Annotated in this window: 24 protein-coding genes and 1 pseudogene; 7 read left to right on the top strand and 18 right to left on the bottom strand. The window is 61.7% G+C overall.

Going from position 1 to position 26,823, the window contains the following annotated elements; all coding sequences use genetic code 11:
- Positions 1-399 precede the first annotated feature (399 nt).
- The 4 genes from ACR52_RS10780 to ACR52_RS10765 are packed head-to-tail and all read right to left on the bottom strand — an operon-like array spanning position 400 to position 6,735.
- Positions 400-1,764, bottom strand: a complete 1,365-nt coding sequence (locus ACR52_RS10780) for a heavy metal sensor histidine kinase (RefSeq protein WP_048723833.1) — start codon at positions 1,762-1,764, stop codon at positions 400-402.
- The gene (locus ACR52_RS10775) at positions 1,754-2,446 is read right to left on the bottom strand and encodes a heavy metal response regulator transcription factor (protein WP_048723832.1); all 693 of its coding nucleotides are present in this window, start codon (positions 2,444-2,446) and stop codon (positions 1,754-1,756) included. The genes ACR52_RS10780 and ACR52_RS10775 overlap by 11 nt, the downstream gene beginning before the upstream one ends.
- Positions 2,447-2,476: 30 nt before the next feature.
- Positions 2,477-5,572: a multidrug efflux RND transporter permease subunit gene (locus tag ACR52_RS10770; protein WP_048723831.1), complete on the bottom strand. Its 3,096-nt coding sequence runs from the start codon at positions 5,570-5,572 to the stop codon at positions 2,477-2,479.
- Positions 5,569-6,735, bottom strand: a complete 1,167-nt coding sequence (locus tag ACR52_RS10765; protein WP_048723829.1) for an efflux RND transporter periplasmic adaptor subunit — start codon at positions 6,733-6,735, stop codon at positions 5,569-5,571. Before ACR52_RS10765 ends, ACR52_RS10770 begins: the two co-directional genes overlap by 4 nt.
- 210 nt (positions 6,736-6,945) lie before the next feature.
- Between ACR52_RS10765 and ACR52_RS10760 the strand changes: the two genes are divergently transcribed.
- Both ACR52_RS10760 and ACR52_RS10755 read left to right on the top strand, forming a co-directional pair.
- The gene (locus ACR52_RS10760; RefSeq protein ID WP_048723828.1) at positions 6,946-7,179 is read left to right on the top strand and encodes a hypothetical protein; all 234 of its coding nucleotides are present in this window, start codon (positions 6,946-6,948) and stop codon (positions 7,177-7,179) included.
- A 169-nt stretch (positions 7,180-7,348) separates the two neighbouring features.
- Positions 7,349-8,140: a transporter substrate-binding domain-containing protein gene (locus ACR52_RS10755; protein WP_048723826.1), complete on the top strand. Its 792-nt coding sequence runs from the start codon at positions 7,349-7,351 to the stop codon at positions 8,138-8,140.
- Positions 8,141-8,357: 217 nt separating this feature from the next.
- Here ACR52_RS10755 and ACR52_RS10750 read toward each other — a convergent pair whose 3' ends face one another.
- From ACR52_RS10750 to ACR52_RS10730, 5 genes are all read right to left on the bottom strand, one after another.
- Positions 8,358-9,101, bottom strand: coding sequence for a YkgJ family cysteine cluster protein (locus ACR52_RS10750; protein ID WP_048723825.1), 744 nt, complete (start codon positions 9,099-9,101; stop codon positions 8,358-8,360).
- 108 nt (positions 9,102-9,209) lie between these two features.
- Complete coding sequence (locus ACR52_RS10745) at positions 9,210-9,692, bottom strand: GNAT family N-acetyltransferase (RefSeq protein WP_048723823.1); 483 nt, start codon at positions 9,690-9,692, stop codon at positions 9,210-9,212.
- Between the two features lie 3 nt (positions 9,693-9,695).
- Positions 9,696-10,598 carry a chemotaxis protein gene (locus ACR52_RS10740; protein WP_048723822.1) on the bottom strand — a complete coding sequence of 301 codons (903 nt, stop codon included), beginning with the start codon at positions 10,596-10,598 and terminating at the stop codon, positions 9,696-9,698.
- A 196-nt stretch (positions 10,599-10,794) separates the two neighbouring features.
- Complete coding sequence (locus tag ACR52_RS10735) at positions 10,795-11,769, bottom strand: 2-hydroxyacid dehydrogenase (protein WP_048723820.1); 975 nt, start codon at positions 11,767-11,769, stop codon at positions 10,795-10,797.
- A gap of 105 nt (positions 11,770-11,874) precedes the next feature.
- Positions 11,875-12,843: a LysR family transcriptional regulator gene (locus ACR52_RS10730; protein WP_048723819.1), complete on the bottom strand. Its 969-nt coding sequence runs from the start codon at positions 12,841-12,843 to the stop codon at positions 11,875-11,877.
- Positions 12,844-13,025: 182 nt separating this feature from the next.
- Between ACR52_RS10730 and ACR52_RS10725 the strand changes: the two genes are divergently transcribed.
- From ACR52_RS10725 to ACR52_RS10710, 4 genes are read left to right on the top strand one after another with little or no spacing between them, the layout of a single operon-like run.
- Positions 13,026-14,537, top strand: a complete 1,512-nt coding sequence (locus ACR52_RS10725; RefSeq protein WP_048723816.1) for an efflux transporter outer membrane subunit — start codon at positions 13,026-13,028, stop codon at positions 14,535-14,537.
- 10 nt (positions 14,538-14,547) lie between these two features.
- Positions 14,548-16,725, top strand: a complete 2,178-nt coding sequence (locus ACR52_RS10720) for an FUSC family protein (protein WP_048723814.1) — start codon at positions 14,548-14,550, stop codon at positions 16,723-16,725.
- The gene (locus ACR52_RS10715) at positions 16,715-16,915 is read left to right on the top strand and encodes a DUF1656 domain-containing protein (protein ID WP_048723812.1); all 201 of its coding nucleotides are present in this window, start codon (positions 16,715-16,717) and stop codon (positions 16,913-16,915) included. Before ACR52_RS10720 ends, ACR52_RS10715 begins: the two co-directional genes overlap by 11 nt.
- Before the next feature lie 10 nt (positions 16,916-16,925).
- Positions 16,926-17,786, top strand: coding sequence for an efflux RND transporter periplasmic adaptor subunit (locus ACR52_RS10710; RefSeq protein WP_048723810.1), 861 nt, complete (start codon positions 16,926-16,928; stop codon positions 17,784-17,786).
- A gap of 40 nt (positions 17,787-17,826) precedes the next feature.
- Here ACR52_RS10710 and ACR52_RS10705 read toward each other — a convergent pair whose 3' ends face one another.
- Positions 17,827-18,228, bottom strand: coding sequence for a hypothetical protein (locus ACR52_RS10705; RefSeq protein ID WP_048723809.1), 402 nt, complete (start codon positions 18,226-18,228; stop codon positions 17,827-17,829).
- Positions 18,225-18,383: pseudogene (locus tag ACR52_RS31195) on the bottom strand (MFS transporter); the annotation flags it as partial. The gene ACR52_RS10705 and the pseudogene ACR52_RS31195, both read right to left, overlap by 4 nt.
- A 56-nt stretch (positions 18,384-18,439) precedes the next feature.
- Here ACR52_RS31195 and ACR52_RS10695 point away from each other — a divergent pair.
- Positions 18,440-18,892: a Dabb family protein gene (locus ACR52_RS10695; RefSeq protein ID WP_053221238.1), complete on the top strand. Its 453-nt coding sequence runs from the start codon at positions 18,440-18,442 to the stop codon at positions 18,890-18,892.
- A gap of 6 nt (positions 18,893-18,898) precedes the next feature.
- On the opposite strand, the gene ACR52_RS10690 is transcribed toward ACR52_RS10695, so the two are convergent.
- The 7 genes from ACR52_RS10690 to ACR52_RS10660 all read right to left on the bottom strand — a co-directional run bounded on the left by ACR52_RS10690 (position 18,899) and on the right by ACR52_RS10660 (position 26,816).
- Entirely contained in the window at positions 18,899-19,711 is an 813-nt protein-coding gene (locus ACR52_RS10690; RefSeq protein WP_048723805.1) for an SDR family oxidoreductase, read from the bottom strand.
- Positions 19,712-19,725: 14 nt separating this feature from the next.
- Positions 19,726-20,190: a hypothetical protein gene (locus tag ACR52_RS10685; protein WP_048723802.1), complete on the bottom strand. Its 465-nt coding sequence runs from the start codon at positions 20,188-20,190 to the stop codon at positions 19,726-19,728.
- Between the two features lie 275 nt (positions 20,191-20,465).
- Positions 20,466-21,917 carry a mannose-1-phosphate guanylyltransferase/mannose-6-phosphate isomerase gene (locus tag ACR52_RS10680; RefSeq protein WP_048723801.1) on the bottom strand — a complete coding sequence of 484 codons (1,452 nt, stop codon included), beginning with the start codon at positions 21,915-21,917 and terminating at the stop codon, positions 20,466-20,468.
- A 189-nt stretch (positions 21,918-22,106) separates the two neighbouring features.
- The gene (locus tag ACR52_RS10675) at positions 22,107-22,760 is read right to left on the bottom strand and encodes an alginate O-acetyltransferase AlgF (protein WP_048723800.1); all 654 of its coding nucleotides are present in this window, start codon (positions 22,758-22,760) and stop codon (positions 22,107-22,109) included.
- A 16-nt stretch (positions 22,761-22,776) separates the two neighbouring features.
- Positions 22,777-23,961, bottom strand: coding sequence for an alginate O-acetyltransferase (locus ACR52_RS10670; RefSeq protein WP_048723799.1), 1,185 nt, complete (start codon positions 23,959-23,961; stop codon positions 22,777-22,779).
- 11 nt (positions 23,962-23,972) lie between these two features.
- Positions 23,973-25,505 carry an MBOAT family O-acyltransferase gene (locus tag ACR52_RS10665; RefSeq protein ID WP_048723798.1) on the bottom strand — a complete coding sequence of 511 codons (1,533 nt, stop codon included), beginning with the start codon at positions 25,503-25,505 and terminating at the stop codon, positions 23,973-23,975.
- Positions 25,506-25,706: 201 nt separating this feature from the next.
- A complete protein-coding gene (locus tag ACR52_RS10660; RefSeq protein ID WP_152687613.1) occupies positions 25,707-26,816 on the bottom strand; it encodes a mannuronate-specific alginate lyase in 1,110 nt (369 codons plus the stop codon).
- Between the last annotated feature and the right edge of the window lie 7 nt (positions 26,817-26,823).

The following is a 26,823-nucleotide window of genomic DNA, read 5'->3' as shown; positions in this document are numbered from 1 at the left end:
ACGGCCAATGTCGTGGGGGTGTGCCTGTCCTTTTTTTACGGCAAAAAAAAGCCGCTGAAGTCAGCGGCTTTAAGACAGATTCCCAGTGTAGAGCCCTGGAAATAAGTCGAGGGGAATTCGGGTAAGCGGGTCAGCTGTCTTTGCCGTCGCGCTCATCGATGCGTCAAATTAACGCAGGCGAGCGGTACGGTACAGAGTGTAACAAGATAATGACTGTTGCCCAAATCGCAACAGTCGCCCGATCGTTTCCGCACCCTGCGCTGATCGTTCCCACGCTCTGCGTGGGAATGCATCCCGTGACGCTCTGCGTCACCATTGCGCAAGACTCCAGCCTTGCGACAGTACCTGGACGCGGAGCGTCCGGGGCGGCATTCCCACGCGGAGCGTGGGAACGATCAATTAGACCGGCAGGGTGATGCCGAAGGTATTGCCGCCGTGCTCACTGCGCACGAACACATTACCGCCGTGCATCAACGCAATCGCCTTGACGATGGCCAGTCCCAATCCATGGTTGGCCCCACTGTTGCTGCGCGAGGCGTCCACCCGATAGAAGCGCTCAAACAGCCGTGGCAAGTGCTCGCTGGCAATTTCGTCGCCGGGGTTGGTCACGCCGATCGCCACCTGGTGCTCCTGTACCTCAATGTTCACTTCGATGACTTGCCCCGGCGGGGTGTGCTGCACCGCATTGCTCAGCAGGTTGATCAGCGCGCGGCGCAGGTGGGCTTTTTCGATCTGTACCTGGGCATCGCCGCGCACCTGCACTTTGACCTGGGCGTCTTCGAGGATGAAGTCCAGGTAGTCCAGGGTGGTCGCGACTTCATCGGCCAGTGAGCTTTCGATCAGCTTGGTGGCCTTGCTGCCCTGGTCGGCGCTGGCGAGGAACAGCATGTCGTTGATGATCGAGCGCAGGCGTTCCAGCTCTTCGAGATTGGATTGCAGCACTTCGAAATAATGCTCTGCTGAACGCCCGCGCGTCAGGGCCACCTGGGTCTGGCCGATCAGGTTGGTCAGGGGCGAGCGCAGTTCGTGGGCCACGTCTGCATTAAAAGATTCCAGGCGCGAGTAGGCTTGTTCCACCCGGTCGAGGGTGGCGTTGAACGAGTTGACGAACTGGCTCAGTTCCGGCGGCAACGGCGACAGTTGAAGGCGCCCGGAGAGTTTGGGCGGTGCAAGTTTCTGTGCCTCGTCCGAAAGCTTGCCCAGCGGCTTGAGGCCGATGCGCGAGACCCAGAACCCCAGCAGTGCGGCCAGGATCACGCCGACCAGTGCCAGGCTGACCAACGCCACCAGCAAGTGATGTTGGGTCGCGCGGAAGTTCTCGGTGTCGATGGCGATCATGAAGCGCAACGGCGGGCGTTGGTCCTTGGCTGGGAATTGGCTCACCAGTACCTTGAACGGGTAGTCATGGCCTGGCAACCGCAGGTCGCGTTTCCCCGTGGGGCCTTCGGCAAAGGCACGGATCTGCGCGTCCGGATTGCCGTATTCGTAGTCCGGGTCGCTGCTCACCACCCAAAACCGAATGCGTTTGTCTTCCTCACCCAGTAACTTGAGTTTGGCCTTGATCTTCACCCAGTGGTCCGGCGTGCCGAAACGCGTCACTGAAGACTCCAGCACACTGTAACGCGCATCCAGCTCCACCCCCGGCAACAAGCCCAGGCCCCGGTCCACCTGCTGGTACAACGCGCCGCCGATCAACAGGAAGATCAACGCCGCCACCAGGGTGAACATGCCGCTGAGGCGCAGGGCAATGGAGTTAGCCACCACTTTGGTTCTCCAGCATGCGGTTTTCCAGCACGTAGCCCATGCCGCGAATAGTGTGCAGCAGCTTCTGTTCGAACGGCCCGTCGAGCTTGGCCCGCAGGCGTTTGATCGCCACTTCCACCACGTTGGCATCACTGTCGAAATTGATGTCCCAGACCATCTCGGCAATCGCTGTCTTCGACAGTATCTCGCCCTGGCGCCGTGCCAACACACTGAGCAACGAGAACTCCTTGGCGGTCAGGTCGAGGCGCACGCCATTGCGGCTGGCCTTGCGGCTGATCAGGTCGATCCACAGGTCGGCCACCGTCACCTGCACCGGTTCATGGCCGCCGCTGCGGCGGGTCAGGGCCTGTAGGCGCGCGACCAGTTCCAGAAAGGAAAACGGTTTGCCGAGGTAATCGTCAGCGCCCTCACGCAGGCCGCGAATACGGTCTTCCACGCGCTCGCGGGCGGTGAGCATGATCACCGGCGTCTGCTTGCGCGCACGCAGGGCCCGCAGCACACCGAAGCCGTCGAGGCCGGGCAGCATCACGTCGAGCACGATCACCGCGTAATCGTTCTCCAACGCGAGGTGCAAGCCCTCGACGCCTTCGCGCGCCACATCGACGGTGTAGCCTTGCTCCGTCAGACCGCGGTGCAGGTAGTCTGCGGTTTTTTCTTCATCTTCAATAATCAGGACGCGCATGAGCCTTTTTTCCAGGGCGGGGCCTCAGCCTCAGTGTGTGGTCGCCAGCTCGGGAGCCGGTTTGGGTCTATGGAAAAATTTCTCGAGGTATAAGTATATGACCGGCGTGGTGAACAGCGTCAGCGCCTGGCTCACCAGCAGCCCGCCGACCACCGCAATGCCCAGTGGCTGGCGCAGTTCGGCGCCGGGGCCTGAGCCCAGCATCAGCGGCACCGCGCCCAGCAGCGCGGCGAGGGTGGTCATGATGATCGGCCGGAACCGCGTGACACAGGCTTCGTAGATCGCGTCCTGCGGCGACATGCCTCTGACCCGTTGGGCCTCCAGGGCGAAGTCGATCATCAGGATGCCGTTCTTCTTCACGATCCCGATCAGCAACACCAGGCCGATCAGCGCCATGATCGAAAAGTCCTGGCCCAGCAGCCACAGCATGATCAAGGCGCCCAACCCGGCCGACGGCAAGGTGGAGATGATCGTCAGTGGGTGCACGAAGCTCTCGTATAACACGCCGAGGATGATGTAGACGGCCACGAGTGCTGCGAGGATCAGCCACGGTTGGCTGGCCAGCGAACTCTGGAACGCCTGGGCCGCACCCTGGAAGTTGCCGATGATGCTGGCGGGCATGCCGATTTCATTCTTCGCCTGGTTGAGCATGATCACCGCATCGCCCAACGCCACGCCGGGGGCGAGGTTGAACGACAGGTTGGCGGCCGGGAACATGCCGTCATGGCTGATGGACAATGGCCCCACGGTAGGCGCATCGACCTTGGCCACCGCCGACAGCGGCACCATCTCGTTGGTCAGCGGCGAGCGCAGGTAGAAGTAGTTCAGGCTCTCGGCCTTGCCGCGTTGCTGAGTGTCCAGCTCCAGCACCACCTGGTACTGGTTGATCTCGGTCTGGAACTCGTTGATCTGGCGCTGGCCGAAGGCGTCGTACAGCGCCTGGTCGACATCGGTGGCGGTCAGGCCGAAACGTGCAGCGGCCTGACGGTCGATGCTGATGTGGGTGATGCTGCCGCCCAGTTGCAGGTCGTTGGACAGGTCGCGGAACGCGGGGTTGGCGCGCAGTTTTTCGGTGAGACGCTGAGTCCAGGTATTCAGCGTCGGGCCGTCGTTGCTCTTGAGCACATATTGGTACTGGGCGCGGCTCGGGCCGGAGCTCAGGTTGATGTCCTGGCCGGCGCGCAGGTACAGCACGATGCCGGGCACCTTCGCCAGCTTGGGCCGGATACGGTCGATGAATTGGCTGGCCGACACGTCGCGATCACCCCGATCTTTCAAGGCGATCCAGAAGCGGCCGTTGGCGATGGTCTGGTTACTGCCGGTGACGCCCACCGAATGGGAAAACGCCGCCACCGCGGGGTCGTCCTTGACGATCTCGGCCAGGGCCTTGTGTTTGGCGACCATGTCCGGGTATGACACGTCGGCTGCTGCTTCGCTGGTGCCGAGTACAAAGCCGGTGTCTTGCACCGGGAAGAAACCCTTGGGAATAAACACATACCCGACCACCGCGAGCGCCAGGGTGACCACGAAGATCGCGAGCATGCTGCGTTGATGGGCCAGGGCGCGGCGCAAGTTGCGCGCATAGCTGGCGAGCAGGCGTTCGCTGAAACCGGGTTTGTCGTGGGCGTGATGGGTCGGTGCACGCATGAAGAGCGCCGCCAGGGTGGGTGCGAGGGTCAGCGAGACCACCACCGAAATCAGGATGGTCGACGTCGCCGTCAGGGCAAATTCCTTGAACAACCGCCCGACCACGCCGCCCATGAACAGCAGCGGAATAAACGCCGCCACCAGCGAGAAGCTGATGGACACCACGGTAAAACCAATCTCGCCAGCGCCCTTGATTGCCGCTTCGCGCTTGCCCAGGCCGGCTTCCAGGTGGCGGTGAATGTTCTCCACCACCACGATGGCATCATCCACCACAAACCCCACGGCGATCACGATCGCCACCAGGGTCAGGTTGTTCAGGCTGAAGCCCATCACGTACATCAAGGCGAAGCTGGCGACCAACGACACACCGAGCACACTGGACACAATCAGCGTCGCCGACAACTGGCGCAGGAACAGCGCCATCACCGCCACCACCAGCAACACGGCGATCAGCAGGGTGACTTCCACTTCATGCAGGGAGGCGCGGATGGTCTTGGTGCGGTCGGTCAACACGCTGACCTGCACCGAGGCCGGCAGCATGGCCTGCAGGCGCGGCAGTTCCGATTGAATGCGGTCAACGGTTTCGACGATGTTCGCGCCGGGTTGGCGCGAAATCACCAGGTTGACCCCGGGCGTATCGCCGGACCATGCCTGCACGTAGGCGTTTTCCGAACCGTTGATGACTTTGGCGACGTCGCGCAGTTGAACCGGTGCGCCGTTCTTGTAGGACACGATCAGCTGGGCGTAGTCCTCAGGATGAAACAACTGGTCGTTGGTCGACAGGGTCGACACGCTGTTCTCGCCGTAGATCGCACCCTTGGCCAGGTTCAGGCTCGATTGCTGGATGGCCAGGCGAATGTCGGCCAGGGTCAGGCCGATGGCTGCGAGTTTGTCGGGAGAGGCCTGCACGCGAATCGCCGGGCGTTGCTGGCCGGTGATGTTGATCTGGCCGACGCCTTCGATCTGGCTGATCTGCCGGGCCAACAGCGTTTCCACATAGTCGCTCAACTCGGTGCTGGGCATGCTGTCGGAGCTGACGCTGAGGATCAGCACCGGGCTGTCTGCCGGGTTGACCTTCTTCCAGGTCGGCAGGCTTGGCATGTCGCTGGGCAGTTTGCCGGACGCGGTATTGATCGCCGCCTGTACTTCCTGGGCGGCGGTGTCGATGCTCTTGTCGAGGGTGAATTGCAGGGTCAGTTGGGTTGAGCCCAAGGCGCTGCTGGAGGTCATCTGGGTCATACCGGGGATGGCGCTGAATTGCACCTCCAACGGCGTTGCCACGGAAGACGCCATGGTGTCCGGGCTGGCGCCGGGCAGTTGCGCGGTGACCTGGATCGTCGGAAATTCCGCTTCCGGTAGTGGGGCGATGGCCAGACGCGGGAAGGCAATCAGCCCGAGCAGCACCAGGGCGAAGGTCAGCAGCAGGGTCGCGACCGGGTGGTCGACGCACCAGGCCGACGGTGAACGGCTGCTGTTCATGGCTGCACCTTGGCGTCGACGGTCTGGATCACCTGCGGCGGCTCCTTGAGCACGTCCACCTGGGCGCCCGCCTTGAGCCGCGACTGGCCATCGCTGACCAGCACATCGCCGGCCTGGACGCCCTTGATGATGTTCACGTCGCTGTTTTGATACATCACTTGCACCGGCACCACGTCCACCCTGTCACCGTTGACCCGGTACACGAAGTGCGAATCCAGGCCGCGCTGCACCACGGTGGGTGGCACCACCAGGGCGTTCTTGTCGAGGGCGGTCTGGATCTTGATGGTCACCAGTTGCCCTGGCCACAGGCGCTGCGAGGCGTTGTTGAACTCGGCCTTGGCACGCAGGGTGCCGGTGGTGGAACTGATTTGGTTGTCGATCAGGCTCAAGTGGCCTTCACCGAGCAAATCGCCGGTCTGGCCGTCGGTGTCGGCGCCCATGTAGGCATCGACGCTGGCCTTTGTCGGCGCTGCAATCAGGCCTTGCAGGGTTGGGAGCATCTGTTGCGGCAGGGAGAATTCGACGGCAATCGGGTCGATCTGGGTGACCGAGAACAGGCCCTGGGTATCGCTCGTGCGCAGGAAGTTGCCTTCATCCAGTGTGCGAATGCCGACGCGGCCGCTGACTGGCGAGCGAATCTGCGTGTAGGAAAGCTGTACCTGGGCTGCGTCGATGGCCGCCTGATTGCCCTGCGCGGTGGCCTTGAGCTGGTTGACCAGGGCTTGCTGCTGGTCGTACGTCTGTTTGGACACGCCGTCGTCGACGCTCAGTTCCTTGTAGCGCTTGAGGTTGATCAGCGCCACTTGCAACTGCGCCTGGTTTTCCCCCAATTGCGCCTTGGCCTGGTCGAGGCTGGCGCGGATCGAGCGATCATCGATGGTTGCCAACAGATCCCCGGTCTTGACCAACTGGCCTTCCTTGACCAGCAGTTTGGTGAGGATGCCGTCAACCTGCGGGCGAATCACCACATTGTGCAGCGACAGCACCGTTCCTATGCCGCTGACAAAACGCGGGATGTCCTGTTGCGCCACGCTCACCACCCGCACCGGAATCGCCGTCGGCACCGCCAGTTTGGTCTTGGCCGGGCGGGTCAGTGCCCAGGCTGCAATCGCCAGCACCACGAGGACACCCACGATCAGGGCGGTTTTTCGTTGAATTTGCATGGGAAGACGCCATAGGCGCAGCTGCAAGTTTCAAGCTGCAAGTTGAAGTTTGGATGAGTGCTTTATAGCGTTGTAACCCAGTCAGAATCGTGACCGCTAACTGACAGCCGTGACAGCTGGCGCTTTTCACTTGCCGCTTGAAGCTTACCGCTTGAAGCCCCGGCCCCGGTATACTCCCGTTTTTACACAAACAGCTGCGCCGGAGCCCTTATGACTTCCCCGACACAACCCCCTGTTGAAGCGGCCGACCTCGTCGATCCGGCCAGCGCCGAGAACGTTGAAAAAGCCGAGATCCAGGCGTTCAAGTTTCCCTTCAAACCGGGTGAACTGGCCGGGGCCAAAGACGCCGCACAGCCTTGGTACAAGAACGGCGCCAAGAACGGCCACACCAAGTCACCGGGGATGGCGCCGCCGGGCACTCGCCGTTCAATGGGTAAACGCTGAGAGTAACAAGTCGCACGCCGTGTCGACTTTTGCCTACAAGGCTGGCTGATATTTCTGCTTGTAGGTCCGCGTCCATTTCTTGAAAGCTTGCACCGCATTGGCTCCATCCCGCTTGTTTCTCAGAGAGGATGGGGCGCGATGAGGCTGGTTTTCTGGAAAGGACGTCCCTGTGACCTTGATACACCTCTGTGTGGCGCTTGCCTTATTGCTGTTGGGCGGTGTTTTTTGCACTGCCGCTGCAGATGATCAAACCCGCCACGAAATTCGTTTCGCCGTCGCGGCGCTGTTCCCGCCTTTCCAGAGCCGCAATCAGCAGGGGCAACTGGTGGGGCTCAATATTGAGCTGGGCAACGCCTTGTGCCAGCAGCTCAACGTGCGGTGTACCTGGGTCGATCAGGTGCTCGTCGAAGACATCCCGGCGCTCGAAGCCCGGCATTTCGATGCAATCATGGGCATGGCCCCGACATCGAGACGACGGCAATGGGTGAACTTCACCGATGACCTCTATCCCTTCACCACGCGCCTGGTCGCGCGCAGAACCTCCGGCTTGATGCCGAACGTACGCTCGCTCAAAGGCAAGCGCGTCGGGGTGTTGCTGGCGAGCAATCGCGAAGCCTTTGCCTTGTCCAAGTGGGCGCCCAAGGGCGTTATCGTCAAGAGCTTCTGGCTCAACGACCAACTGGTGCGCAGCCTGGTGGCAGGCGATATCGACGCCACCTTGCAAGGTACTGTAGAAATTCGTGAAGCACTGCTCGACACCGCCGACGGCCAGGATTTCGATTTCCTCGGGCCCCCGGTTTTGGCACACCTATTGGGTAATAGCGTGGCGATCGCGGTACGCAAACCCGATACCGCGTTGCGCGATGATCTCAACCGCGCCCTTGAACAATTGATGCAAAACGGCGAACACCAGCGGATCCTCCAGCGCTACAGCCTGGACACATCACCCTCCATGCCGTGATCGCAAATTAATTGCGCATGACGTGAGCTGGATCAGTGTTTGCCCCATGGGGGCGCTTCGAGTCGACGCCCTGTCGACTAAGCCTGACGCCCGCAGGACGGGGGCAGCGGACCGCGTCTACGCACGGCTGCGGGCGGGCAAGCGGCGCAGATGGCCGGTGATCGGCATGGGCGTAAAGCTGACGGCCGGGCTTGGCTGGAACCTGTGGCGAGGGAGCTTATGCCGCGCGCAGCGAAATAAACGCATAGTTGGCCGGCACCTCGGTGGCGATCTGCGCCCCGGCATCCAGCAACTGCTCCGCGATGTCTATGCCGGACACATGAAACACCCACTCATTGGCCACGGACGGCCGATCAACCGCCAACTCGATCGCCTGGGCAAATGCGTGCATGTCGGGTAGGTACGCGGTAAAGCCATCGCCCTTGAGCGCGGTGGTGCGAATCCCCAGCAAGGCGCACACCGCCTCCTTGGTCTGCACGTCGTCACGGTCGGCCTGGCGCGAACGGCGGATCAATTCAACCAGTTCCTGATCCATCAATTCACCCCCCACGATTAACGCCGGGCCCTGTTCCCACGATTCCTGCGGGCATTCCTTGGCTGCGGGGTTCAGCGGGATATGCGGGTTGATCTCCATCGGGTAGATGCGACACACCAGTGGCCGACGCTCATAGATGCCACAGCGGTTGTCTTCGTCAAGATTCCGGCAGCGTCCGGGGTTGTAGGCGGCGAAGGTGATTGCCACAAACGCCTGGGTGTTTCCGCTGGGTACCACCACCGAGCGGCGTTCGGCGTGCTCGCGTTGTTGCAGGGGCAGGCCCAGGCCATTGTCGAGAAAACCCTCCACCAGCACGATGACGTTTCCGCCGTCAGCCGCCCACTGGCGGGCTTCGTGGAGGGTCAGGGGTACATGGTGGTCGGAGCAGCATTTGCCGCAACCTACGCAGGAAAAGTGAGTATTCATGGAGGATCTGTCACCAGGCAGGGTCAGAGGGCACGCTTGAACGGTGACGGGTTTTTACCTCTGTCCAGCGTTCAGGCTCTCTGGAAGCAAGTTATGCGCCAGTGACTGTCAGGCCTCGGTGATCACATCGCGCAACACAAAGACCATGCCTGCACTTTCGTAGAGTTGCCGGGCGCGCAGGTTGCTTTCCAGCACCTTGAGGTCGACATAGGGTTCGCCGCGCTGCTTGAACACCTGAAAGCTGTGCAGTAACAAGGCGCGGCCCAGCCCTTGGCCCTGTGCGCACGGGTGGACGCAGAGGTTTTTGATAAAGGCGCTGGTCCAGCATTGGGCCACGCCGAGAATGCCGTCGCCGTTGCTGGCCACCAGGCATAGCGTGGGGTCGAACTCGGCATCGGTGATGAACTGGTGTTGCCAGGTTTGCAGGTTGGCGACGCGGCCACCGCCCTGTTCCTGGGTCATGCGCAACACGGCATGAATCGCCGGGGCCAGTTCATTGCGGTAATGATCCAGCCGAGTATCGGCCGGCCACTGCGGTGCGGGCAGGCTGGCGGTGAGGTCGCGGCGCAGCAGCTGGAAATACTCTGCCACCGGTTACAGGCCTTGTTGCGCCACGGTCTGGGCGGCGACGACCAGGCATTTGGTCAGTTCTGGCGAAGAGAATTTGGTCAATACCGCATTGGCGCCGGCCACGCGGGCTTTTTCGCTGTTCATCGCGCTGTCCAGGGAGGTGTGCAACAGCACGTAAAGGTCCTGGAAGTCCGGGGTTTCGCGCAGAGTGCGGGTCAGGGCGTAACCGTCCATCTCGGACATTTCGATGTCGGACACCACCACATTGATCTGCTCGGCGGTGCCTTGTAGCTCCAGCAACACGTCGATGGCCTCTTTGGCGCTGCGCGCGGTGTGGCACGTCAGGCCGAGGTTGCGCAGGGTGTGCACCGATTGCTGCAGGGCGACCTGGCTGTCATCCACCACCAGAATCCGCGCATGGCCGAGCACTTCGGCCTCTTCCATGGTCAGGTCGGTCGGTGCCACTTCAATCGGCGCCGGCGCGATACCGTGGATGACCTTCTCGATATCCAGTACCTGCACCAGTCCGCCTTCGACCTGGGTCACCCCGGTGATAAACGAACGGTTGCCGCCGGAGCCGAAGGGCGGCGGGCGGATATCGGTGGTCAGGCAATGCACAATCTTGCTGACCGCCTGCACATGCAGGCCCTGTTTGGAACGGCTGACATCGGTGACGATCAGGCAGCCGCCGTTCGGGTCCGCCAGGGGCATTTCGCCCAAGGCACGGCTGAGGTCGATCACCGCCAACGAGGCGCCGCGCAGGGTGGCAATCCCTTTGACGTGGGGATGGGACTCCGGCAGCTTGGTCAGCGGCGGGCAGGGGATGATTTCGCTGACTTTCAGCAGGTTGATGGCCATCAGCTTGCCGCTGCGCAAGGTAAAGAGCAGAAGCGAGAGTGAGTCTGCGCGGGCTTTGGTGGTGGACATAAAAACCTTCTGTGGATCAGGGATGACGATCTTCTATTGAGGTTATCGACCTCGACGGCCCAGGCTTTAACCGGTTGTGGCGAGCGAGCTTGCTCGCGCTGGAGTGCGCAGCGCTCCCAGGTTTTTTGGGGCCGCTTCGCAGCCCAGCGCGAGCAAGCCACAGAAAACCCACACCTGCCTTTGTTTGTGTCTGGTCTTAGCCCTTCCACACCTGCGGGTTCACCAGATCCTGCGGCCGCTGGCCCAGCAGGGCGCTGCGCAGGTTCTCCAGGGCGCGGTTGGCCATGGCTTCGCGGGTTTCGTTCGTCGCCGAGCCGATATGCGGCAGGGTCACGGCATTGCTCAGTTGGAACAGCGGCGACTCGGCCAATGGCTCCTGCTCGTACACATCCAGCCCGGCGCCGCGAATTTTTTGGGTTTGCAGGGCTTCGATCAGCGCCGGTTCGTCGACCACCGGGCCACGGGAAATATTGATCAGGATCGCGCTGGACTTCATCAGCCCCAGCTCGCGGGTACTGATCAGGTGGCGGGTCTTGTCGCTCAACGGCACCACCAGGCAGACGAAATCCGCCTCGGCCAGCAACTGGTCCAGGCTGCGGAACTGCGCGCCCAACGCCTGTTCCAGCTCAGTCTTGCGGCTGTTGCCGGTGTACAGAATCGGCATGTTGAAACCCAGGCGCCCGCGACGGGCCACGGCTGCGCCGATATTGCCCATGCCGACGATGCCCAGGGTCTTGCCGTGCACATCGCAGCCGAACAACGGTGCACCCACGCTGGCTTTCCACTGGCCGGCCTTGGTCCAGGCGTCCAACTCGGCCACGCGACGCGCGCTGCTCATCAGCAGGGCGAAGGCCAGGTCAGCGGTGCTTTCGGTGAGGACGTCGGGGGTGTTGGTCAGCATGATCCCGCGCTCGTTGAAGTACGGCACGTCGTAGTTGTCGTAACCCACCGAGACGCTGGAGACCACTTCCAGCTTGCTCGCGCCTTCGAGCTGTGCGCGGCCCAGCTTGCGACCCACGCCAATCAAACCGTGGGCGTGGGGCAGCGCTTCGTTGAACTGCGCGTTGATGTCACCCAGTTTGGGGTTGGGCGCGATCACCTCGAAATCCTGTTGCAGGCGTTCGATCATTTCCGGGGTGACACGGCTGAAAGCGAGGACAGTCTTTTTCATTGCAGGCGGGCTCATCGACTACGGAAGAATGCTAAGCAACCTAACATTTATCCCCTCAACACAACACCACTGTAGGAGCGAGCAAGCTCGCTCCTACAGATGTCTTCAGTTCGCCAACCGCGCCCCGCTGAGGCTGCCACTCAATTCATACGCCACCAATTCCGCCTGATGCGCCGCCAGGATCTCCGGTAGCGAACCGCGCAGGTATTCCACCCAGGTCTTGATCTTCGCATCCAGGTACTGGCGTGACGGGTAGATGGCGTACAGGTTCAGCTCCTGGGAGCGGTAGGTGGGCATGACCCGCACCAGCGTGCCGTTGCGCAGGCCTTCGATCGCGGCGTACACCGGCAGCAGACCGACGCCCATGCCGCTGGTGATCGCGGTTTTCATCGCATCGGCCGAGTTCACCAGGAACGGCGAGGTGTTGATGGCCACGCTTTCCTGGCCTTCGGGGCCGTTGAAGGTCCATTTGTCCAGCTGGATCACCGGGCTGACCAGGCGCAGGCAGGCGTGGTTGAGCAAGTCATGGGGGCGCTGGGCGCAGCCTTTGGCCTTGACGTAATCCGGCGAGGCGCAGGCGATGCTGTAGGTGATGCCCAGGCGTTGGGACACAAACCCTGAATCCGGCAATTCACTGGCCAGCACGATGGACACGTCGTAGCCCTCGTCGAGCAAGTCCGGCACACGGTTGGCCAGGGTCAAGTCGAACGTCACGTCCGGGTGGGTGCGGCGGTAGCGGGCAATCGCGTCGATGACGAAATGCTGGCCGATACCGGTCATGGTGTGCACTTTCAACTGCCCGGAGGGGCGCGCGTGGGCGTCGCTGGCTTCGGCCTCGGCTTCTTCGACGTAGGCCAGGATCTGCTCGCAGCGCAGCAAGTAACGTTTGCCGGCTTCGGTCAGCGCAATGCGGCGGGTGGTGCGATTGAGCAAGCGGGTTTGCAGATGGGCCTCCAGGGTGGAGACCGCGCGCGAGATATTGGCAGTGGTGGTGTCCAGTTGCACGGCGGCGGCAGTGAAGCTGCCGGCTTCGGCGACGCAACTGAAAGCGCGCATGTTTTGCAAAGTGTCCATGGAGTGTTCTCAGGGGAGATAACAAATTGTGACAGAAAGTTACGCCGTCCAGTGATCCCTACCAACGGATTATCGCCTGAACGGTAACAAAGATTCACAGGAATACCAGCTTATCGCCATTCCTCTCGCCGCCTAGAATTGCGCCACCTTCCCCGCAACACCCACCTCAGGAATTCGCAGCAGTGCCGCGTCGCATCAGCAGAGAGCTGAAGACTCTCAGTGTTTGGGCTTTATCGTTAGCAATCAGCGGCTGCATCGGAACCGCAGGCATCGCCCCACAGGGCCAGGCCCTGAACGCCAATCACCTGGCCACCGACGAAGCAATCCAGAGCGCCGCCCAGGACGCTCACTGGCCCACCGCCCAATGGTGGCAAGCCTACGGCGACCCCCAACTCAACCGCTGGGTCCAACTCGCCACTCACGACAGCCCGAGCATGGCCATGGCCGCCGCGCGGGTGCGTGAAGCGCGGGCCATGGCCGGGGTGGCCGAGTCGGCCGAGTCGTTGCAGATCAACAGCGACACCACTCTCAAGCGCCATAACTGGCCGAAGGATCAGTTCTACGGCCCGGGCGAGCTGAGCGGCGCCAATACTTGGGACAACAATGCTTCCCTGGGCTTCAGCTACGCCCTCGACCTGTGGGGCCGCGAAAGCAACGCCACCGAGCGTGCGGTCGACCTGGCACACATGAGCGCCGCCGAAGCGCGCCAGGCCCAGCTCGAACTGCAGAACAACGTGGTGCGCGCCTATATCCAGCTGTCATTGCATTACGCCAACCGCGATATCGTCGCGGCCACGTTGGCCCAGCAACAGCAGATTCTCGACCTGGCCAACAAGCGCCTGGACGCAGGGATCGGCACGCATTTCGACGTCAGCCAGGCCGAGACCCCGTTGCCGGAAACCCATCGCCAACTCGACGCGCTCGACGAAGAAATCGCCCTGAGCCGTAACCAGCTGGCGGCTTTGGCCGGCAAGGGGCCGGGGGAGGGCGCACCACTGCAGCGGCCGACCTTATCCCTCGCCGCGCCGCTGAAACTGCCATCGAGCCTGCCCGCGCAATTGCTCGGCCAACGCCCGGACGTAGTCGCCAGCCGCTGGCAGGTCGCGGCACAAGCCCGTGGCATTGATGTGGCGCATGCCGGCTTCTACCCCAACGTCGACCTGGTCGGCAGCCTCGGCTACATGGCCACCGGCGGCGGCATGCTGGGGTTTCTGGCCGGCAAGAAATTCAACTACAACGTCGGCCCGGCGATCACCCTGCCGATCTTCGACGGCGGCCGATTGCGCGCGGAGCTGGGTGAAGCCAGCGCCGGTTATGACATCGCCGTGGCGCGCTACAACCAGACCCTGATTAATGCGCTCAAGGGCATCAGCGACCAGTTGATCCGCCGCGAGTCGATGGACAAGCAGTCGTTGTTCGCCGCGCAATCGGTAGCCTCGGCGCAGAAAACCTACGACATCGCGATGATCGCCTACCAGCGCGGCCTCACCGACTACCTCAATGTGCTGAACGCCCAGACTCTGCTGTTCCGCCAGCAGCAGATCGAGCAACAGGTGCAGGCCGCGCGCCTGAGCGCCCATGCCGAACTGGTGACTGCCCTGGGTGGTGGCCTCGGTGCGGGCAACGACGTGCCGCAGGATACCAGGACCCTCCCGAGCAAGACCCCGGCGGCGCTCGCCGTGTTTGATCACTGAGTAGGATTTCATGACTCCCTTGCCTGCACCGCTGCGCTGGTTGCACTCCCTTGAGTGGCGCCGTGGTTTTTTCGACTGGGCACGCAGCGACGGCGTGACCTGGGTGTACATCTTCAAAGTACTGATCGCCGCGTTCCTCACGCTGTGGCTGGCGATGCGCCTGGAGCTGCCGCAACCGCGCACCGCGATGATCACCGTATTTATCGTGATGCAACCGCAGAGCGGCCAGGTGTTTGCCAAGAGCTTCTATCGCTTCCTCGGCACGCTGACGGGGTCGGCGGTGATGGTGCTGCTGATCGCCTTGTTTGCGCAGAACACCGAGCTGTTTCTAGGGGCACTGGCGATCTGGGTGGGGATTTGCACCGCCGGTGCGACGCGCAACCGCAACTTTCGCGCCTATGGTTTTGTGCTGGCGGGGTATACGGCGGCGATGGTCGGCTTGCCTGCCCTGGCGCATCCGGACGGCGCCTTTATGGCCGCCGTGTGGCGGGTGTTGGAAATCTCCCTGGGGATTCTGTGCGCCACGCTGGTCAGCGCCGCGATCCTGCCGCAGACCTCCAGCGCCGCCATGCGCAACGCGCTGTATCAACGCTTTGGCGTGTTCGCACTGTTCGTCACCGACGGCCTGCGGGGGCGCAGCCAGCGCGAAGATTTTGAAAGCAGCAACGTACGCTTTATCGCCCAGGCCGTGGGCCTGGAAGGGCTGCGCAGCGTCACTGTGTTTGAAGACCCGCACATGCGCCGACGCAACGGCCGGCTCAGTCGCCTCAACAGCGAGTTCATGAGCATCACCACGCGCTTCAATGCCTTGCACCAGTTGCTTGAACGCCTGCGCACCGATGCCGCAGACCCTGTGGTCGCCGCGATCAAACCCGGCCTGCAGGACCTGGCCGAACTGCTCGACGGTTTCTCCGGCCGCGCCCTGACCAGCCCCGACGCTGCGCGCCTAGTCAACCAACTCAGCGCCTACAAGGACGGCCTGCCCGCCAAGGTGCGCAGCCTGCGCACGACCTTCCAGGAGGGCAACCCGAGCGAAGCCGAGCAGCTGGATTTCCATACCGCCTACGAGCTGCTTTACCGCTTTGTCGACGACCTGCACAACTACGCGCAAACCCACGCTTCCCTGGCCGATCACAGCCATGCGCGCGAACAGTGGGACGAGACCTTTAGCCCCAAGACCAACTGGCTGGCCTGCGCCGCCTCGGGAATTCGCGCCTCGTTCATCCTGATCGTGCTCGGCAGTTACTGGGTGGCCACGGCGTGGCCGAGCGGTGCCACCATGACCCTGATCGCAGCGGCCACCGTCGGTTTGTCCGCTGCCACGCCGAATCCCAAGCGTATGGCGTTCCAGATGGCCTGCGGTACGTTGATCGGCGCGCTGGTGGGTTTCGTGGAGATGTTTTTCGTATTCCCCTGGATCGATGGCTTCCCACTGCTGTGCGTGATGCTCGCCCCGGTGATCATCCTCGGCGCCTTCCTCGCCTCGCGTCCGCAATACGCCGGGGTGGGCGTCGGCCTGCTGATCTTCTTCAGCACCGGCTCGGTGCCCGACAACCTCACCGTCTACAACCCCTACGCCTTCATCAACGACTACATCGCGATGATCATCGGCATGCTGGTGTGCGCGGCGGCGGGGGCGATCATCCTGCCGCCCAACAGCCGGTGGCTGTGGCGACGCCTGGAGCAAGACCTGCGCGAACAAGTGGTGTACGCGATCAGCGGCAAGCTCAAGGGGCTGGCGTCGAGTTTCGAAAGCCGCACCCGCGACCTGCTGCACCAGGCCTACGGCCTCGCCGTCGGCCAGCCACAGGTGCAGCGCGACCTGCTGCGCTGGATGTTCGTGGTGCTGGAAGTCGGCCACGCGATCATCGAGCTGCGCAAGGAACAGGCGATTTTGCCGGTGCACCCTGCCTATGCCGAATCCCAGCCCTGGCGCCAGGCGATCCGGGTGATGGGCCGCTCGTTGGTGCGGCTGTTCCTGCAGCCCAGGGCGAGCAACCTGGAGCGCGGGCTGATCGCCGTCGACCATGCGATCAGCCGTGTACAGGCCACCGACGAACCCTTCGCCCCGCACTTCGACACCTCGGCCCTGCGCCGGGTGAAAAGCTACCTGCACTTTATCCGCACCTCGCTGCTGGACCCGCAATCGCCACTGGCGGCCCTCAAAGGAGCCCCGCATGCCTCGTGAAATCGCCTTCCACGGTATTTACATGCCGACCATGACCCTGATGTTTTTGCTCGCGGCAGGGCTGGCCTGGGCCCTGGACCGCTTCCTGGCCGGGTTCGACCTGTACCGTTTTTTCTGGCACCCGGCGTTGCTGCGCCTGAGCCTGTTCGTTTGCCTGTTCGGCGCCCTGGCGCTGACCGTCTACCGTTGAGAATGCCCCGATGAAAAAGTTTTTCAGCCTGCTCGCCACCTTGCTGGTACTGGCTTTGGCGATCTGGATGGGCCGCACGCTGTGGGTGCACTACATGGAAACGCCCTGGACCCGCGACGGCCGTGTACGCGCCGACATCATCAACGTTGCTGCCGACGTCACCGGTGAAGTGGTTGATGTGCCGGTGCGTGACAACCAGTTGGTGAAAAAGGGCGACCTGCTGATGCAGATAGACCCCGAGCACTACCGCATCGCGGTCAAGCAGGCGCAATCATTGGTTGCGTCGCGTAAAGCCACCTGGGAAATGCGCAAGGTCAACGCCCACCGCCGCGCCGACCTCGATGCCCTGGTCATCTCCAGGGAAAACCGCGACGACGCCAGCAACATCGCCGACTCGGCCCTGGCCGATTACCAGCACGCGCTGGCGCAACTGGAAGCGGCCGAACTCAATCTCAAGCGCACCCAAGTGCTGGCGGCGGTCGACGGTTATGTCACCAACCTCAACGTGCACCGTGGCGACTACGCGCGTATCGGCGAAGCCAAGATGGCCGTGGTCGATATGAACTCGTTCTGGGTCTACGGCTTCTTCGAAGAAACCAAACTGCCCCACGTCAAAGTCGGGGATAAAGCCGACATGCAATTGATGAGTGGCGAGACCCTCAAGGGTCACGTAGAAAGCATCTCGCGCGGCATCTACGACCGCGACAACCCCGAGAGCCGCGAGCTGATTGCCGATGTGAACCCGACGTTCAATTGGGTGCGTTTGGCCCAGCGCGTGCCGGTGCGGATTCATATTGATGAAGTGCCGGAGGGCGTGATGTTGGCGGCTGGCATCACCTGCACCGTTATCGTCAACCAAACGCCGAACTGAACTGTGGGAGGGAGCAAGCCCCCTCCCACATTTGACCGAGTTAAGCCTTGATAAAGGTCTCATGCAGGTGACGCCACAGCAGCGCACCACTGGCCTGTTTTTCGAACACTACCGTGGCACGCCGATCCGTCTGCGTGCCGCTGTTATCAATCTGATGCTCGCGGTATGTGACGGTGGCGCCACGCGCATGTCGGTCGATGCCGGTCATTTCACTCAAGGTGATTTTCAATCCCGGCCGCATGCCACCCAAGCGAGTGAACAGGGCATTGACCCCCGCCGTATTGACCCGCGTGCCGGTGGCGGGCGCAATCATGCTGAACTCCGGCGAGAAGCGGGCCAGCAGATTCTGCAGGGTGCCTTCAGGCGCAACCCCGGCAAACCATTGCTCGATCTCGACATGGGTCTGGATCACTTCTTCGAAAAAGTCGCTGTAGTCGATCATTGGTGAGTCTCGCTGGCAGGGTGGAGCAGTGCCCGTACTCTGGAAGCCTCCAGGCGCAGCACTGCGAAAAGAGGCAGCAGTGTCAGGGCTGCTGCCATCGTGAAGGTTATGGCGAAGGAATCCAAGGCCGACAACAGTCCACTCAGTTGCGTTGCTATCTTCTCTGAACCACTGCGACAGTTTTTAGTGTTCACATAAAAGGACATTTGCCATGCCTGCTCGACGAACCGTTCCAGATAAAGAGTTCACCGCTCCCGGCTATCTGCCGGGCGATATCTATCACCTTGTGCTGTTCGCCTATAAGCCTTCAGTCACACCGGCACAACGCCAGGCAATCATCACCCGGTTTTTGACCATGATTGACCGCTGTGTGCGCGATAAAAAGCCCTATATCGTCTCGATCGACAGTGGGCTGCCTAATGGATTCGAAGGGCAAGAGAAGGGTTTTGAGCAAGCATTTGTCGTGCGCTTTCGTTCAGAAGGTGACCGTAACTTTTATGTCGGAACGCCAAAGGTGACCCATCCAGACTACTACGACCCAGTGCATCATCAGTTCAAGGATTTTGTTGGGCCATTGCTCGGTAATGTCCTGGTCTACGATTTCCGTGCGGGTTCACAGGAGCCGATTGTGCCGATTCCAGAGCCCATTCCTCGAAGCCGGTAGCCGGTGTTAAAGGTTTCTGCTCAGCCCAAAACGGTTTTTCAATACCCTCTCCAGGAGTGCCTTGGGCAGCAAGGTGGCAATTAACGGCAGGGCCCGACTGCCATTGCCCGAGCGCAACAGGCGTGGAGGCCGAGATTGCTGGACGGCCTTGAGTACATCCGCCGCAAACACGCTGGCGGGGGTCGGCTTGTCCTGTGAGGCCTGGCTGCGCGCGCGAATGCCGTCGCGCAACGGCCACCACGGCGACTGTTCATTGATCAACAGCTCAGCCTGGGCGCCGGCGTTTTTCGCAAAACTCGTATCGATTGCCCCCGGTTGTACTTCCATTACCCGCACGCCAAACGGTGCAAGTTCCATACGCAGCGCATCGCTCAATGCATGCACGGCCGCTTTTGACGCGCAGTAGGCGCCAGCAAACGGCGTCACCAGCACACCGGAAACGCTGCCGATATTCACCACCAGGCCTTTGCTGCGCCGCAGGGCCGGGAACAACGCCTGGGTCACGCCGACGATAGAGAACACATTGGTCTCGAATTGGCGCTGCATCGCCTCGGTGCCGCCGTCGAGCAATGGCCCCATGGCGCCATAACCGGCGTTGTTGATCAGCACATCCAGTTCGCCCCACTGCTCGGCCAGGTGCTGCAAGGCAGCGCTGTCGTTGACATCCAGTTTCACCGCGTTGAAGCCGGCGGCGGATAAGTGGGCGACATCTTCCGGACGGCGGGCGCTGGCCCACACCTCATAGCCGGCAGATTTAAACGCATCAGCCAGGGCACGGCCGATGCCGCTGGAGCAACCGGTGATCAGTACGTTGGGCATCAATCAATCCTTTGTCAGTCCGAGAAACTGCCTTGCAGGTGCTCGGCGCGAAATTCCAGGGTTTGCGGGCGGTAGCCGGGGCGTAGTGGTGGGGTGGGCAGGCAATCGTCCCAGGTCGCGCCGGCCTGCAGTTCGCCGGGGCCACGGTAGCGCGGGGCGGCGTAGACGTTGTCGGCGAGGTTGACCGTGTCACCCGGCGCATAGGCGGCGACGCGCCAGCGCAGTTCGGTCAGCGGTACGTCGTTGCCGTTGTTCAGGGTCAGCTTCAGCGGGCGGTCGGCAGGGCATTCTTCGGGCGCGTAGACGATGCGCAACTCCAGGCGTGCCAGTTGCGAGGCTTCGCGGTTGTCCAGCCACACCACCCACACGCCCACCAGGCCAAGCCCGAGGGCGGCGGCGAGCGACACCGGCAAGGCTTTGGCCGGGTAGCGCAGCAGCAGGACCAGCCAGGTGATAATCAGTAGAACGCCGAAGAACATGGAGACCACCTCGAATAGGGAACGAGCATCCTAACTTAAGCGTAGGTGGGATTGGCTACCTTGAGGTCTGTGTTGGCTGGGCTGACGCCTTCGGGAGCAAGCCCCCTCCCACAGTTTGACCGCATTCCAAGGATGTACCCGGTCAAAAATGTGGGAGGGGGCTTGCTCCCGATGAGGCCCTCACAGTCACCGCAAGGCCAAACAAAAAGCCCCCATCCAACCCGCTGCGGATAGGGGACGCAGTCGGCTGGACGGGGGCTTCTTCTACGACTGTTTTACTGCGCGATAGTTTTCACCGACACACCACGCTCAACCGGCGTGGAGCGCCCGTAGATATCTTCAAACCGCTCGATATCGTCTTCGCCCAAATAGCTGCCCGATTGTACTTCGATGATCTCCAGCGGGATCTTGCCCGGGTTGCGCAGGCGGTGCACCGAGGCAATCGGGATGTAGGTGGACTGGTTTTCGCAGAGCAGGAACACGTTCTCGTCACAGGTGACTTCGGCGGTGCCGCTGACCACGATCCAGTGTTCGGCGCGGTGGTGGTGCATCTGCAGTGACAGGCACGCGCCCGGCTTGACCGAGATGTGCTTGACCTGGAAACGCCCGCCCATGTCCACCGAGTCGTAGGAGCCCCACGGACGATAGACCTCGCAGTGGTTCTGGGTTTCGCTGCGGCCCTGTTCGTTGAGCGTGGCGACCATCTGCTTGACGCCCTGGACCTTGTCCTTGTGGGCAATCATCATCGCGTCCTTGGTTTCCACCACCACGATGTTTTCCAGGCCGATCACCGACACCAGCTTGCCGTTGCCGTGGATCATGCAGTTCTTGCTGTCCTGGATCACCACGTCGCCCTTGGTGACGTTGCCGTTGGCGTCTTTATCGTTGACCGCCCACAGCGACGCCCAGCAACCCACGTCGCTCCAACCGGCACTCAGCGGCACCACGCAGGCGCGCTGGGTTTTTTCCATCACGGCGTAGTCGATGGAATTGTCCGGGCAGCAGGCGAAGGTGGCTTCTTCGAAGGTCACGGTGTCGGCATCTTGCTCGCTGCGTTCCAGGGTCAGCACGCATGTGTCGTAGATGTCCGGATCGTGCTTTTTCAGCTCTTCGAGGAAGCGGCTGGCGCGGAACAGAAACATACCGCTGTTCCAGAAGTAGCCACCGCTTTTGACGAACTCGACGGCGCGTTTTTCATCGGGTTTTTCCACGAACTGTTGCACGCGGCTCACGCCTTCAGGCAGCAGCGAATCGTTGCCGGATTTGATGTAGCCATAACCGGTTTCCGGACGGGTTGCCGGCACACCGAACAGCACCATCTCGCCGCGCTCGGCGGCCACGGTGGCCAGGGCCAGCGCGCGTTGCAGGGCTTTCTGGTCGTCGATCACGTGGTCGGCGGGCAGCACCAACATCAGCTCGTCGCGGCCTTCATTGACCAGCATCATCGCAGTCAAGGCCACGGCCGGCGCGGTGTTGCGGCCGAAGGGTTCCATCAGGATGCGTTGGCATTCCAGCTTACGGGTGCTCAGCTGTTCGTTGACGATGAAGCGGTGGTCTTTGTTGCAGACCACGATCGGGGAGTCCATGCCGTCGAACACCAGGCGTTCCAGGGTTTGCTGGAACAGCGTGTGCTCGCCGGTCAGGGCCAGGAATTGTTTCGGGAACTGTTTACGGGAAAGCGGCCAAAGACGTGAGCCGCTACCACCGGAAAGGATTACTGGGATCATGCTGTTTCTCCTTGAATCGATTTGGGTCAGAGCTACGAAGGTTTGTCGTTTCACTCTTGTTTTTGTCTCGTGTCTCAAATTGAACGCATAACCCTTGTAGGAGCCCGGCTTGCCGGCGATGGCGGCCTTGAGGGCGCTATCGCCGGCAAGCCGGACTCCTACAGGGAGTGGTTCAACTTGAGAAAGTCATTAGCGCGTCGACACAGGGCGTTTTACCCAGACTGGCGAAATGTTCGAACCGGAACCGGTCACGTACAGCACCGCCGCTTCACCGCGTTCCAGGGCAACCGGCTTCACGTCGCCGACTTTCTTGTCGCCGTCGTACAGCGCCAGGCTGACTTTGACCGGGTTGATTTCGCGTTCGCCACGGCCTTTGGCGGCCACCGACTTGACCACGTCAGTCTTGCCGTCGGCGGTTTTCAGGGTCAGGGCCTTGTCGCTGAGGTTCTGCACGCGCACCAGGGATTTCTGCTTGTTCTTAAACGGCGGCTCTTCGATCAGTTGCGGCTGGCCGCTGCCGTTGTTGACGAGGGTGTAGTAGTGATCGGCGGCGAGTTTCACCGGCACGGTCTGGCTGCCGACCTTGGCGCTGTAGTCGCCGCCCGGCATGAAGCTGAAGTCACTGCTGGCCAACGGCGCCACTTCGCTGAGGTTGGTGCTGCCAACCGTCGCGCTGACTTCCTGGTTGGAGGCGTTGTAGACACGCACGAAGCTGGAGCCTTTTGGTGCGACAGGGCCGTACAGGGCGGCGTCACCGGCGAAGGCAGACATCGAAACAACGCTCATGCCGGCAACCAGGGCCAGGGTCTTGGCGAGACGACGAGGAGTAGTAGTGAAAGTCATGTGAGTTACCTCTCTTTCAGTTTTGCGCCCGGTCGGGCGTCTCGGATTTTTGATTTTTTGCTGGGGTGTTCAGAGCCATGTTTTGTTGGCGCGAACCGGCTTGTTTAAGTTGCGCAACCCACTGCGGGTCGGCATCACCGATTTCGTTGTTCACGGGCAGATAGCGTTCAGGAAATTCCCAGATCAGCACCTGCGGCGGGCTGTTCTTGAAGTCATCGCTTTTGAGATAGCTGAGCATCGGCAGGATCGGGCCGTGGCCATCTTCGGAATAGTTGATGACGTCGCTGCCCAGGGCTTGCTTGAGCGCGCCGACGAAGTTCCAGTTGGGGTTGGCGCTGTAGCTGGTGCCCACCAGTGCCACCGGGGTTTCGCTGTCGGTGAACAGCGCGTCGTCGCCTTTGCTTTCAGCCAGGTGCGTGACACGTTTTTCCAGCGGTTCTTTGGGCGGCATCAGGTTTTCGAACAGCGGGTCCAACGGCAGGAACAGACGCAGGTCGCCGTTGTGCGGCTCGGTTTTCTCGGCTTCGGTGACAAAGCGCTGCGGCTCGCCGCTGAGCGGGGTCTTGTCGGCGATGCCCTTGGCCAGTTGTTTGGCGGCGATTTCAGCGCCGTCCGGGGTCCAGTGGGTGTCGGTGCGCAGGAACACTTGCTTGCCGCCCAGCTTGGCCTGTTGCAACGGGCCAAGCAGGTCGGGGGCGAGGATCTTGTCGGCAGCGACACGGGCGTGGAAGTCCTCGTACAGGTTGGCGTGGATGCTCGCCGGTTTCACGTCACCCAGGTGTTCCGGGTACAGGCGCACCTTGGCCGGCACAATCGCCATCACCAGTTGAATGCCTTGGGCCTTGAGCTTCTGGCGCACGCCTTCGACCAGGGCGTAGTTGCCCTGCAGGTTCTGGTCTTCGTTGACGGCCGGGTTGAACTCTTCGTCGCTGTACAACCAGTGATCGCGGCCCAGCACTACGCCAGGGCGACCTTCATTGAACAGCTTGTAGTCCAGCGCGGCCCACAAGTTGGTGCCGATACGCTTGATCGGGAACTCGTCGTCGTAGTGCGTCTCGACGGCCTTGGTCCAGCGGCCGTTGAGCACGGTCGCGTCGGCGTTGGTGCTGAAGCCGAAGAAGCTGCGCACCGACCAGGCGCCCAGGGCCATCAGCACCACCAGGAACAGGCTGATATAGAGGACGCGGAATGAATGGGTCATGGTCGGCTCCCTCAGAATTGGAAGTAAAGGAACGGCGAGAAACTCTGCGCCGACAGTTTGAGAATCGACGCCACGAACAGCAGCAGCACCGCAGTGCGCATGGCGTAGCGTGGCCAGTCAGCGGTCCAGTAGGCCGGTTGCACGGCAGCGTCCTGGCCAACGGTGAAGCCTGGCTGATGGATGCTGTCCGGGTTGTCGCCGGGCACGGCCTTGATCAGGCTCGGGTCGGCCGGCTTGGCTTTTTCGGCAGGGCGGTTGGTGTAGAAGTCGCGCAGGCCAAAGAACGCCAGGGTTGCGTACGCCACCACCAGGGTCGCGACTTGCAAGCCGGTGAGGTTGGCGCGGTTGAGTTCCGACAGCGACCACTCGCCAAAGCTGAACATCGCACCGTACATACGGCCGGCGACGTGAAGGTTTTCGGAACGGAAGATCACCCAGCCCATCACCACCAGCAAGAAGGTGAAGGCCCAGCGCACCGGGTTGAAGCTGCGCGGCGAGGTGTTGAGGCCGACGGCTTTTTCAATCGCCAGCCACATGCCGTGCCAGGCGCCCCACACGATGTAAGTGATGTTCGCACCGTGCCACAGGCCACCGAGCAGCATGGTCAGGAACAGGTTGCGGTAGGTGGTCAGCGTGCCTTTACGGTTGCCGCCCAGGGTGATGTACAGGTAGTCACGCAGCCAGGTGGACAGGCTGATGTGCCAGCGCCGCCAGAACTCGGTGATCGACTGGCTGATGTACGGCTGCTTGAAGTTTTCCATGAAGCGGAAACCCATCATCAAGCCCAGGCCGATGGCCATGTCGCTGTAGCCGGAGAAGTCGAAGTACAACTGCGCGGTGTAGGCCAGCGCGCCGAGCCAGGCATCGCCGGTGGTGGGGTTTTGCAGGGCGAAACAGTGGTCGGCCACCACCGCCAGGGTGTCGGCGATGAAGACCTTCTTGATGAAACCCTGCATGAACCGCGTGCAGCCCTCGGAGAACTTGTCGAGGGTGTGGGTGCGGTTGTTGAACTGGTCGGCCAGGTCGCGAAAACGCAATACAGGGCCGGCAATCAGGTGCGGGAAGATCGCCACGAACGCCGCAAAGTCGATGAGGTTGCGGGTGGCCGGGGTGTCGCCGCGGTACACGTCGATGATGTAGCTGATGGACTCGAAAATGTAGAACGAGATCCCGATCGGCAACAGCACGTGGGTGAGGATAAAGGGCTCCAGGCCCGCCGACTTCATCATCACGTTGATGCTGTCGACGCCGAAGTTGGCGTACTTGAAGTAGCCGAGGATGCACAGGTCGACCACCACGCCGAGCAGCAGCCAGCGCTGTGCCGGCTTGGTGCGCACGCCCGCCGCACCGACCTTGAGGCCGATCCAGTAATTCCACAGCGTGACGGCGGCGAACAGCGCCAGGAAGTCCACTCGCCACCAGGCGTAGAACACATAGCTGGCCAGTAGCAGCAGCAGGTTGCGATAGCGTTGCCCGCTCAAGTAGTACAAGCCGAGAAAGATCGGCAAGAACAGAAACAGGAACACATTGGACGAGAAAACCATCCCGATCTCTCCATGTTTAACCAACAGTCAAGGGCCGAAGCCCCCCCAAACCCCCCCAGGAATTCGGGAGGAGGTTGTATTGCATTGCTCAAATGTGGGAGGGGGCTTGCTCCCGATTGCGGTGAATCAGTCACCGGATGCATCAACTGACACACCGCTATCGGGAGCAAGCCCCCTCCCACATTTGTTAACCGCGTTTCGTCAGCTGCCTTTGTTGCCTTTTTCATGCGCCGGGTCGTAGACCTTGGTCAGGTCACCCCCCAGCCGGAACGTCTTGAACGGCTGCATCCCGTGCTTGCGCTCGATCACTTCCGGGGTGCAGGTGTAGAGGCTGCAGAAGGGTTCGAGCCAGGCAAATTTCATGTCCTCCTTGAGGTCTTTCATGTCCTGCTCTTTGCCATTCTTCTTCTCGAAGATTTCCGGGTCTTTGACCCCGGCCAGCACGTTGTCACCCAGGCGCTTGAGCGCGCCGTTGTTTTCCTGGCGCAGGTCAACACCGTTGACCAGGGCAAAACTGGCGATCATCGACAGCGGCGGCAGGGCGTAGTTGTGATACGACAAGGCGCGTTGTTGACGCTTCAATTCGTTCGGCAGGAAGCCCTGGGCGTCGACCTGATTGGCGCCGACCTTGTATTCCTTCACGGCCCAGTCAAACAGGTCGCGACGGTTGGTGGCGATGGAGGTTGCCATCACCGACCAGGCGGCCCAGTAGGAGTGATTGTTGGTTTTTTCCAGCGGCAGGTTGTCCCAGTCGCTGACCACCTGATCGCCCATTTTGCTGAACCAGGCCTCGATCAACTGCGCTTCCTGCTGATGGTTGGCCAACGGGTGCGACTCGGAGAACTTCAGGCGTACATAAGCCGAGGCCATACTGCCCAGCGCCCATTTGCGCATGGACTTGCCGGTGTGGTTGAAGTCCTTGGACATCAACGCATCCGCCTTGGCCCAGCTCGTAAGCCAGGTCAAGGTGCATTCCAACTGCTCCGGGCGACCGTCGCGCATGAACTGCATCACGCGCTTGCTGGTGTCTTTTTCCAGCTTGGTGATGTCGGCGGTGCTGTCGCGGAAGGCTTTTTCCGATTGCACGTTCAGCGTGGAGCGGGCCTTGTCCGAACCTTCGTACTTGCTGCGAAATTGCAGCGAGCCGGTGTACGGCGCCGGCATGGCGTCGCAGTCATTCTTGAAGTCGCCGGTCTTGAACGCTTCCACCGGGGCGAAATAACCCTGGGGTGGACGCAGTGGCGCGGCGGCGTTGACTGAACCTGCGAACATCGCCAGGCCCAGCAGCGTTGGAATCAATAACTTCTGCATAAGTAAC

Origin of the sequence: Pseudomonas fildesensis (assembly GCF_001050345.1) — a bacterium.
In the GTDB taxonomy this organism is placed as follows: Bacteria; Pseudomonadota; Gammaproteobacteria; order Pseudomonadales; family Pseudomonadaceae; genus Aquipseudomonas; species Aquipseudomonas fildesensis.
Note: the sequence above shows the minus strand (reverse complement) of the source record. Positions and strands in the feature narration are given on the sequence as shown.